Raw genomic sequence first — 8,831 nt, forward strand, 5'->3', positions numbered from 1 at the left:
CCGCGGTCGGGTCCCAGGCCGCGGGAGCCGGGGCGGCGGGGGCCGGAGCCGGAGCCGCGGTGGGATCGGCCGCCGGGTTCGGTGCGGCCGGCGAGGTGGGGCGCGAGGGCTGGTCGTTCACCTGTCGGACGCTAACAACATGCAAGATCGTCTGCTGTCCCGAAACAGTTTCAACTCCGTATCAGCGAAAAGATGTCCGGCCGGGCGGCACGGCCTCCGCCCGGGGACGGGGGCCGTTCGCCGGGCGCTACTGGACGCGGACGGTGTCGCCGCAGCCTTCCTGGTTCTCGCAGACGTAGAAGCTGGCGATCGCGCCCGTGGTGCGGAAACCGGTGTTCCCGCTGCACCCGTCCGGGTCACTGACGCTCGTGCTGCCGCCCCCGCTGAGGTTCACGACCGCGAAGACGCCGTGGTTGTCGCATTCTTTGTCCTGCACCGTGATCGATCGGTGGTCGCTGGAGATCCACGCCTTGTCCAGGCCCTGGTAACCGGTCATGACGTGAGCCTGCGCGGGTGCCCCCCACGCGCCCAGGGCCAGTACGAATACTCCGGCCGCGACCAGCGACCTGCTCGAGAAACGCATCGATCCTCCTGTGTTCTGCCGTGCGGACCATTGCTGGGACTTGACCTCCATGAAGCTAGGCACCGCCCCTTGAGAAGTCCTCAGCGCGAACCTTGAACAGGGGCCGCCACCAGCGCCGACGGGGCCACCGGCGGCACCAGCACACTGATACCGTTCGATGGTGGATGCGCTCCACGGGGGAAGCGTCATGGAGTTCCGGCTGCTCGGCCCGGTCGAGCTGTGGCACCGCGGCGAGCGGGTCGAGCTCGGGCCCGCGCGCCAGCGCTGCGTGCTCGTCGCGCTGTTGCTGGACGGGCAGCGCCCGGTGCCGACCGCCACCCTCGTCAGCCGGGTGTGGGGTGACGATCCGCCGGCCCGCGCCCGCGATGTCCTCTACACCTACGTGGCGCGCCTGCGGTCGACGTTGCGGGGCGTCGGGGTGCAGCTGCACCACCGGGCCGGCGCTTACACCGTCGAGGTGCCCGCCGACGCGATCGACGTGCTCCGCTTCACCGCCACGGTCGAGCAGGCCCGTCAGGCGCCGGCGCTTTCCACCCGGCTCGACCTGTTACGGGAGGCACTGTGCCTGTGGCGCGGCGTGGCGTTCGACGGGTTGTCGAGCGGCTGGATCGAGCGCTGCCGCGAGCGCCTCGAACGACGGTGGCTCGGTGCGCTCGTCGACCGCTTCGAGCTCGAGCTGGCCCTCGGTCGTCACGCGGCCGTCATCGACGAGCTGTCCGAGCTGGTGTCGCGTCAGCCCACCGCGGAGCCGCTGGCCGGTCAGCTCATGCTGGCCCTGCACCGGGCCGGTCGTAAGACCGAGGCGCTGGAGGTGTTCCGGACGGCCCGGGCCCGGCTGATCGCCGATTTCGGCCTGGAGCCGGGTGCCGACCTCCAGCACCTCGAGCAGGCGATCCTCCGCGACGATCCCGCCGTCGCCGCGCCGGCCCGGCCGCCGCCACCGGCTCCGGTCCGGCTCCGGGCGGTTGCGGCTCGCCCGGTGCCGGCGCAGTTGCCGGCCGCCCCGAAGGACTTCGTCGGCCGCGACGACGAGCTGCGGGCGCTGGAGCGGTCCTGTCGTACCGATGCCGCCGCAGCGTCTCCCGTCATCATCACCGGCCCCGCGGGCGTGGGCAAGACGGCCTTGGCCCTGCGCTGGTGCTGGTCCGTGCAGCACCAGTTCCCGGACGGCCACATCTATGTCGACCTGCACGGGTTCGGCGACGAGCCGCCGATGACGGTGACCGCGGTGATCGACCGCGTCATGCGGGCCCTGGATGTGCCGGCCGCGCAGGCCGCTCACGATCCGGAGGAGGCGGCCGCCGACCTCCGGTCCCAGCTGGCCGGCCGCAAGGTTCTGCTGCTGTTCGACAACGCGGCCACCGCGCAGCAGATCCGCCCGCTCATGCCGGGAGGCGGCAGCTGCATGGTGGTCGTCACGAGCCGCAGCCGGCTCGACGGGCTGGTGGCCGTGCAGAACGCCTTCCGGCTCGTGCTGGCGCCACTGGATCATCGCGACGCGACGGCGCTCGTCGAGTCGATCAGCGGGCCGGTGGCGGCCGACCGGGCCACGCTCGATCGGCTCGTCGACCTGTCTGATCGCCTTCCCCTGGCCCTGCGGGTCGTCGCCGCCCGGCTGGGTGACGCCATCGGGGCGGACGCTCTCGTCCGTGAGCTCGAGGACGAGGAGGTCCGTCTCGGTGTCCTCGCGATCGACGACGTGTCCATCCGCCGGGCGCTCGCCGCCTCGATCCGTTCCCTGGACGCCGCCACCGGCCGCATGCTGGCGCTGCTCGGTGTTCATCCCGGACGCCTCCCGGCCATCGACTCGTGCGCGGCGCTGGCGGATCTGAGTGCCGCCGAGGTGCGGGCGTCGCTCGACGGCCTGACGGCGGTGCACCTGGTGCACCGCACCGAGGAGGGCCGCTACCGCATGCACGACCTGGTTCGCCTGGTGGCGCGCGACCTGGCCGCGCGCCTGCCCGAGGCGCCGGACGCGGCGATGCGGCGCCTGCTCCTCTGGTACCGGGACATGGCGAATGCCGCCGACCGCGTCCTGCGTCCGGCCGAGCGTCCCAATTTCGCGTCGCCGCCGGAGCCGGTCCGGTTCGCCGACGCCGACACCGCGATGGAGTGGCTCGACGGCGAGGCGGACAACCTCCTGGCCGCGGCCGAGCGGGCCTGTGCGTCGCAACCGGATCTCGGCTGGCAGATCGCCGCGGCGCTGTACGGCTGGCTGGTCCGGCGCCGGCACGTGCGACGCTGGATCACGCTCTACACAGCGGCGGCGCGGGCGGCGGCGCGAGCCGGCGACCGGCCCGGCGAGGCGATGATCACCAGCCGGCTGGCCATTCCGTTCAGCCTGCTCGATCAGCACGACGACGCGGCTGCCTGCTGTCGCCGCGCGTACGAGCTGCGCCTCGACCTCGGTGACACGCTGGGAGCCGCGACGGCGCTGGTCAATCTCGGCGCGGTGCACAACAACGCGGGACGACCCGCGGACGCGATCGGGCGGCTCGGGGAAGCGGGACAGCTGGCCGAGTCCCTGCCGGCGGCCAACCACCTGCGCGCCCTGATCCAGAGCAATCTCGGCGAGGCTCAGGAGCTCGCCGGTCGCTACGAAGCCGCCGTCGAGCACTACAGCCGCGCCCTGGCCATCGCCCGGGACCACTGCGCCGCTCGGGACGTCGCCGAGATCCTGCTCCGGCTCGCCGGGGCACACCGGTCCGGCAACCGGCCCGCGGAGGCGCTCGGACCGGCCGAGCACGCCGTCGCGACGGCTGAGCAGGCACGCGACGACCTGCTGGAGATCGAGGCTCTGGAGGCGTCGGCCTGGGCCCGTACCGCCCTGGGTGACCTCGAGGCGGCGGCCGGGCACCTGCGCCGGCAGCTGGCCCTCTGCGATGCGGTGGATCATCAAGACACCGATCAGGTACGGGAGGCCCTCGCCGCCCTGGACGCCAGGTGAGCCGCGATCCGCTCAGCTCGCCGCTTGGGCCAGCAGCAATCCGACATAAGCCGCACCCAGTCCGGCGAGCACACTGCCGATCGCGTACGCCCCAGCCAGCACCCGCTCCCCCTCCCGCACCAACCGCAACGTCTCGAAACTGAACGTCGAGTACGTGGTCAGCGCCCCACAGAACCCCGTCCCCAGCAACGCCGACAGCCAAGCCGCCACCGGCAGACCGATCAGATAGCCCAGCAGCATCGAGCCCGCCACGTTGACCGTGAACGTGCCCCACGGGAACGTCGACGAGTGCCGGGCCTGGACCGCCCGGTCCGTGAGGTACCGCAGCGGCGCCCCGATCGCCGCGCCCAGGGCCACCAGCAGCACTGTCATCGCCGCAGCACCGCTTCCGTCGCTGCCGTACCGGCCCAGACCGCGAGCAGGGCGCCGATCAGCGTCAGGCCCAGGTAGATCAGCCCGGTGCCCGGCGCCGCGCGCAGCACGTCGACGCTCGCCGTGGAGAAGGTCGTGTAACCGCCGAGCACCCCCACGCCCCAGAACGGGCGGATCAGGCGTTGTTGCGGGCGCAGTCCGGCGATCAGCACCATCAGGACCCCGATCAGCAGGCAGCCGGTCACGTTGACGATCCAGGTGGACCAGGGGAAGCCGCGCGGGTCGTGGGGCCAGGCCACGCTGATGCCGTACCGGGACACCGCGCCCAGCACGCCGCCCGCTGAGATCGCTGCGAGGACCGGGAGCGGCGGTCTCGGGTCCGGGTCCTGCGCCACGCGTTCACGCTAGTCCAGACGTCCGGGAGGCCGGGAGCGGACGTGGCGGCGTCCACCCCCGGCCTCGTTCCGGGGAGAGCGGCACGCTCCCTCGCGAGTTTCTCGGGCTTCCGGTGATCCACTGTAGGCGATGATCTTGAGCCCGGGAAACCTGGGGCGTCCGGGCCCCAATCGCTCACGAACCTGCTGGAACTACCGATCAGGACGATAGGCGGACGAGGTGAGGGAGTTGACGGATGGGCGGTTCTGAGGTGGCAGCCACGCCTCGTGACCGGCTGGTACCGGCCTCGGGCGCCATCGCCGCCCTGGCCGTTCTCGGCGTGCTGGCCGACTACGTGCACCCGTTCGAGCCCAAGGCCGTGCTGTGGCTCCCGTCCGTTCTCGGCCCGATCGTCACGTTTCTGGCTTTCCTGCGCACCGCCCGCACAACGACGCTGCCCGAGCCGACCCGGCGCTTCTGGCGGCACCTCTCCTGCGCGCTCGCCCTGGTCAGCATCGGCATCACCGTCCAGGCCTTCAACGTGCTGACCAGCGACGACCCGGTCGGCAACCACACCGGGCCGGTCATGCTGGCCTTCTGCACGGCCGGCGTCGGCGCCATCATGTACGCCCTCTTCCGGCTCCCACTGGGCCGCCAGTCGCGGGGCGAGCTGCTGCGGGTCTTCCTGGACGCGGGCACCGTCATGATCGCCGCCGCGGTGTTCATCTGGCACTACGCCACCCGCGACGCCCTGGGTGACAGCGACCGCACCGCCGTCTACACCTCCCTGTTCGTCACCGTGATCGCGCTGCTCGCGGTGTTCGCCGTGGCCAAGTTCGTGCTCTCCAGCCACCTCTACGTCAACAACGGCGCGCTGCGGCTGATCGCCGCCGCCATGTTGATCGGGGCCGTGGGACCGCTGTTCCGGGGACCGTTCGAAGCCGCGGATCCGTACCTGTTCCCGGACATGGCCTGCACGCCGATCGTCTACTTCTTCGCCACCATGGCCGCGATGCGGCAGCGGGCCGCCGGGCTCGGCGCGCGCCGCGACATCGTCGCCCCGCCGCGGCGCTCGTTCAGCCTGCTGCCGTACCTGGCGGTCGCCGCGGTCGACGGTCTGCTGCTGACGGTCACCCTGGGCAAGGACGCCGACGAGCTGGCCGTGGTCGTCGCCGCCGTGCTGACCACGGCGCTGGTGGTGCTGCGTCAGCTCATCGCGTTCCGGGACAACAACCGGCTGCTGAGCGAGCTGGACCACGGCGCCACCCACGACGCGCTCACCCAGCTGCCGAACCGGGCGCTCTTCCACACCCGGCTGCAGCAGGCGCTGACCGGCGCGACCGACCGCCCGGTGGCGGTGGCCCTGATCGACCTGGACGATTTCAAGGAGGTCAACGACACCCTCGGGCACGAGGTCGGTGACCTGCTGCTGGTCGGCGTGGCCCGGCGGCTCGCGGACTGCGTACGGGCCCGCGACACCGTGGCCCGCCTGGGCGGCGACGAGTTCGTGGTGGTCCTGGACGACGCCGATCCAGCGGCCGCCGACCTGGCCGCCGAACGGATGATGAACGCGCTGCACCAGCCGGTCTACGCCGACGGTCACGAGCTGCCGATCCGGGCCAGCATCGGCATCGCCGACGGGCGTACCGGCGACGAGCCGTCGGTGCTGCTGCGGCACGCGGACATCGCCATGTACGCGGCCAAGAAGCTGGCCGGCACGGCGTACCTGCACTACGAGCCGAGCATGGCGGCGCACGGCACCGAGCACGCCCATCTCGGCGCCGAACTGCGTGAGGCGATCACCGGCAACCAGCTCTTCCTGCTCTACCAGCCGATCGTCTCGCTCGACGACGGCCGGGTGCTGGGCTGCGAGGCACTGGTCCGGTGGGCCCATCCGACCCGCGGCACGCTGGCCCCGGACGCGTTCATCCCGGTCGCCGAGCGCACCGGCCTGATCGTGCCGCTCGGGCGCTGGGTCATGCGCACGGCGTTCGCCCAGCTCGCGGAGTGGATCGCCGCCTACGGCGAGCCGGCCCCGGGCGTGCTGAACGTCAACGTGTCGGCCCGGGACCTGCGCGAACCCGGCTTCGCGGACGAGGTGGGGGCGCTGCTGCGCGGGTACGGCCTGGCCCCCGACCGGATCGTGCTGGAGATCACCGAGACCATGGCCCTGGAACCGGGCCAGCCGGTCACCAACCTGCACCGGCTGCGGGCGCTCGGCGTACGGGTGTCGCTGGACGACTTCGGCACCGGCCATTCGACGCTGACGCTGCTGCACGACTGCCCGATCGACGAGATCAAGCTGGACCGGTCCTTCACCCAGGCGCAGGTCGACGGCCGTCCGCCGGTCGCCGCGGCGGTCATCCACCTGGCCCAGGCGCTGGGCCTGCACGCGGTGGCCGAGGGGGTCGAGACGGCCGAGCAGGCGGAGCAGCTGCTGGCGCTGGGCTACACCGCGGCGCAGGGCTACTACTTCGCCCGCCCGATGCCGGCGGAGAAGTTCGGCGAGCTGCTGCGCGAGCCGACGTCACTGACGCCGGTCCCGCAGTGGCAGATGACCGGCTGAGCGCCTTTTCCTCCGGGGAAGAGGATTGCGAACCGGACGTCCGGGTACCTGAGTGTGCGTAGGCCACACACCTGGAGGTCACCATGGCTGCCGACGACAAGATTGACAACAAGTCCGAAGAGCTGGGCGGCAAGGTCAAGGAAGGCCTCGGCAAGGCGACTGACGACAAGTCCCTCGAGGCCGAGGGCAAGGCCGACCAGTCCAGCTCGAAGCTCAAGCAGGCCGGCGAGAACATCAAGGACGCTTTCAAGTCCTGATTTTCCGCTACGCGTGCCGGAGAACGTCCCGTGACACCAGCCCGATGAGGCTGCTGTTCCAGGCCGTTGCGGGTGCGCCGGGCTGAAGATTTCGCACAAACGGAAAGGGGGTGGGGCCCAGGGGGCGCCCCCCAGCGCGCGTACGGCAGAGGGGCGGGGGGTGGTGGCGTGTCTAGAGCGGCTGCGGGGCCGGAGCCGGGGGCAGGTCGTGGGCCACCGCCGGGAGCCAGTTCAGCCAGCGGGGCAGCCACCAGTTCTTGTCGCCCAGCAGGGCCATCACCGCGGGCAGCAGGACCGCCCGGATGATCGTGGCGTCCAGCAGGACCGCGGCGGCCAGGCCCACGCCCAGCTCCTTGGTCGAGATCAGCGGCAGGGTGGCGAAGAGGGCGAAGACCGCCACCATCACCATCGCCGCGCTGGTGATCACGCCGGCGGTACGACCGATGCCCTCGCTGACCGCCTGCTTGGTCGCCAGGCCACGGTCGTGACCCTCGCGGATCCGGCTCAGCACGAAGACGTGGTAGTCCATCGACAGGCCGAACAGGATGATGAACAGGAAAAGCGGCATCCAGTTGGTGATCCCGCCGCCGGACTTGAAGTCGAGCGCCGACTCGAAGTGGCCGTACTGGAAGACGAACACCAGCATGCCGTAGGCGGCGGCGACCGACAGCAGGTTCAGCACCACGCCGGTCACCGCGACGACCACGGACCGGAACGACACCAGCAGCAGCAGGAACGCCAGGCCCAGGACGAAGCCGAACACCCAGGGCAGCGAGTCGGTCAGCCGCTTGTTGAAGTCCATTCCCTCGGCGGTGTCACCCGTGACCGCCACCGTCGCTCCGGCGAGCTTGCCGAAGGCACCCGGGGCCACAGTCGTCCGCAGGGTCTCGACGGCCCGTTCCGACGTACGGTCGCTGCCGTTGCCGGCCAGGCCGACCGAGACGACCGCTACCGTCCCGGCCGGATTGACCCGCACGTCGATGGGCTCGCGCAGCTGCCCGCTCGCCGCCGCGGCGCGGCGGAAGTCGGCCAGCGCGGCCTCGAACCGCGGTCCCTTGACGGTCTGCGCCTTGACCACCACCTCGGCCGGCACCACCTCGGCGGGGAACGCCCGGCTGATCGCCGTCATGGTCTGCACGATCGGCTGCTTCGGCGAGACGTCCTCGATGCTCTCGCCCTTGGTGCGCAGGTCCAGCGCCGGCGCGGCCAGCGCGGCGAGCACGCCGACGGCGACGACGGTCGAGATCAGCGGCTTGGCCAGCACCACCCGCAGCACCCAGCGCCAGACCCGGCCCTCGGTGCGCCGCCGGTACAGGCCGGGGATCTTGATCGCGTCGACCCGGTCGCCCAGCGCCGAGAGCAGTGCTGGGAGCACGGTCAGCGAGCCGAGGACGGCGGTCGCGACGACCAGGATGGTGGCCATCCCGAAGCTGGTGAACGTGGCGTCCATGGTGAAGAACATGCCGGCCATGGCCACGATGACGGTGAGACCGGAGATCCAGATGGACCGCCCGGAGGTCTGCGCGGCGATCAGCAGGGCCCGGTGCGGATCGGCCCCGTTGCGGCGCTCGTCGCGTTCCCGGCGGATGTAGAAGAGGCAGTAGTCGACGCCGACGGCGAGGCCGACGAGCAGCATGACGTGCGTGGTGGTGTCGACGGTCGGGGGGGGGGGGCGGCCCCCCCCCCCCGGGCCCGGGCGCGCCCCGGGGGGGGGGGGGGGGCGGGCGCGGG

General features: G+C 71.8%; 7 protein-coding genes. 3 read left to right on the forward strand and 4 right to left on the reverse strand.

Annotated elements, in window-relative coordinates; translation table 11 throughout:
* Nucleotides 1-247 precede the first annotated feature (247 nt).
* The gene (locus AB0C29_RS11350) at nucleotides 248-583 is read right to left on the reverse strand and encodes a hypothetical protein (protein WP_360551208.1); all 336 of its coding nucleotides are present in this window, start codon (nucleotides 581-583) and stop codon (nucleotides 248-250) included.
* Nucleotides 584-743: 160 nt separating this feature from the next.
* Between AB0C29_RS11350 and AB0C29_RS11355 the strand changes: the two genes are divergently transcribed.
* Nucleotides 744-3,530, forward strand: coding sequence for a BTAD domain-containing putative transcriptional regulator (locus AB0C29_RS11355; RefSeq protein WP_360818581.1), 2,787 nt, complete (start codon nucleotides 744-746; stop codon nucleotides 3,528-3,530).
* Between the two features lie 12 nt (nucleotides 3,531-3,542).
* Here AB0C29_RS11355 and crcB read toward each other — a convergent pair whose 3' ends face one another.
* On the reverse strand, nucleotides 3,543-3,902 hold the full coding sequence (gene crcB / locus AB0C29_RS11360) for a fluoride efflux transporter CrcB (RefSeq protein ID WP_360818584.1): 360 nt from the start codon (nucleotides 3,900-3,902) through the stop codon (nucleotides 3,543-3,545).
* Nucleotides 3,899-4,297 (reverse strand): CrcB family protein, encoded by a 399-nt coding sequence (locus AB0C29_RS11365; protein ID WP_360818587.1) that lies wholly within the window; start codon nucleotides 4,295-4,297, stop codon nucleotides 3,899-3,901. Before AB0C29_RS11365 ends, crcB begins: the two co-directional genes overlap by 4 nt.
* Nucleotides 4,298-4,533: 236 nt before the next feature.
* Here AB0C29_RS11365 and AB0C29_RS11370 point away from each other — a divergent pair, with 236 nt between their 5' ends.
* Both AB0C29_RS11370 and AB0C29_RS11375 read left to right on the forward strand, forming a co-directional pair.
* Nucleotides 4,534-6,843, forward strand: coding sequence for an EAL domain-containing protein (locus tag AB0C29_RS11370; protein WP_360818590.1), 2,310 nt, complete (start codon nucleotides 4,534-4,536; stop codon nucleotides 6,841-6,843).
* 83 nt (nucleotides 6,844-6,926) lie between these two features.
* Complete coding sequence (locus tag AB0C29_RS11375; RefSeq protein ID WP_360551198.1) at nucleotides 6,927-7,100, forward strand: CsbD family protein; 174 nt, start codon at nucleotides 6,927-6,929, stop codon at nucleotides 7,098-7,100.
* 172 nt (nucleotides 7,101-7,272) lie between these two features.
* Here AB0C29_RS11375 and AB0C29_RS11380 read toward each other — a convergent pair whose 3' ends face one another.
* A complete protein-coding gene (locus AB0C29_RS11380) occupies nucleotides 7,273-8,736 on the reverse strand; it encodes an MMPL family transporter (protein WP_360818593.1) in 1,464 nt (487 codons plus the stop codon).
* Nucleotides 8,737-8,831 lie beyond the last annotated feature (95 nt).

The organism is Actinoplanes sp. NPDC048791 (assembly GCF_040650095.1).
Taxonomy (GTDB): Bacteria; Actinomycetota; Actinomycetes; order Mycobacteriales; family Micromonosporaceae; genus Actinoplanes.

Bases quoted from the DNA above. Each gene is read 5' to 3' on its own strand.
- AB0C29_RS11370 (WP_360818590.1), top strand. From the start codon at position 4,534: ATGGGCGGTTCTGAGGTGGCAGCCACGCCTCGTGACCGGCTGGTACCG.
- crcB (WP_360818584.1), bottom strand. From the start codon at position 3,902: ATGACAGTGCTGCTGGTGGCCCTGGGCGCGGCGATCGGGGCGCCGCTG.
- AB0C29_RS11375 (WP_360551198.1), top strand. From the start codon at position 6,927: ATGGCTGCCGACGACAAGATTGACAACAAGTCCGAAGAGCTGGGCGGC.
- AB0C29_RS11380 (WP_360818593.1), bottom strand. From the start codon at position 8,736: ATGCTGCTCGTCGGCCTCGCCGTCGGCGTCGACTACTGCCTCTTCTAC.
- AB0C29_RS11350 (WP_360551208.1), bottom strand. From the start codon at position 583: ATGCGTTTCTCGAGCAGGTCGCTGGTCGCGGCCGGAGTATTCGTACTG.